A 788-nucleotide genomic window follows, 5' to 3' on the forward strand; every position below is an offset into this window, starting at 1 on the left:
TCTCCGGATCGGCCGCCATCTGCCCCAGCACCCGGAACACCTGGTCGATCAGCCCCTGGGCCGTCTCCTCGTCGAAGAGGTCCGGCCGGTAACTCAGCCGCATGCCCAGGCCGCCGCTCGGGCCGACCACCAGGCCGAGCGGGTAGTTGATCGACTCCCGGAGCCCGTGTTCGGTGAACTTCAGGCCGCCCGGTCCGCGCCGCTCGGTCTCATCGCCCGCTGGTTTGTCGTTCGGCGGCTTCCGCGCGTTCGTACCTGAGGGGAAGCTCTCGAACGCCATGATGGTGTCGAACATGGCCCCGGGGCCGGTCTGCCGCTGGATATCGCTGAGGCTCAGATACTGGTAGTCCACCAGCGCCGCCTGCTCGGCCTGCAGCTCCGCCAGAAGTTCGGCCACCGACTGCGCCGGGTCGAAACACACGCGTACGGGCACGGTGTTGATGAAGAGCCCCAGCATGCTCTCCATGCCGGGCAGGTCCAGCGGCCGTCCGGCCACGCTGGCGCCGAACACCACATCCCGTCGGCCGGTCAGCTTGCCGACGACGAGTGCCCAGGCGGCCTGGACGACCGTGTTCAGGGTGAGGCCGTGGAGGCGGCGTGTCAGGTCGCGCAGCGCCTGGTCCAGCTCCTCGCTCGCGCTGCCGGACACCATGGCGGAATGCGCCGGCGCCCCGTTGTACTCGGCCGGAGCCACCAGCGTGGGCTCATCCGCCCCGGCCAGTGTCTTACGCCAGGCCGCCATGGCTTCTTCCTCGTTCTGGCGGGCGAGCCAGGCGAGGTAGTCACGG

The 788-nt window shown here is 69.7% G+C and carries 1 protein-coding gene; it reads right to left on the minus strand.

Annotated features, from left to right (window positions below; genetic code table 11):
- The coding region (locus VT50_RS37695) for a condensation domain-containing protein (RefSeq protein ID WP_240529498.1) at window positions 1-742 on the minus strand (742 nt) is incomplete at its 3' end.
- Window positions 743-788: the final 46 nt, after the last annotated feature.

It is taken from the genome of Streptomyces antioxidans (assembly GCF_000968685.2).
Lineage (GTDB): Bacteria > Actinomycetota > Actinomycetes > Streptomycetales > Streptomycetaceae > Streptomyces > Streptomyces antioxidans.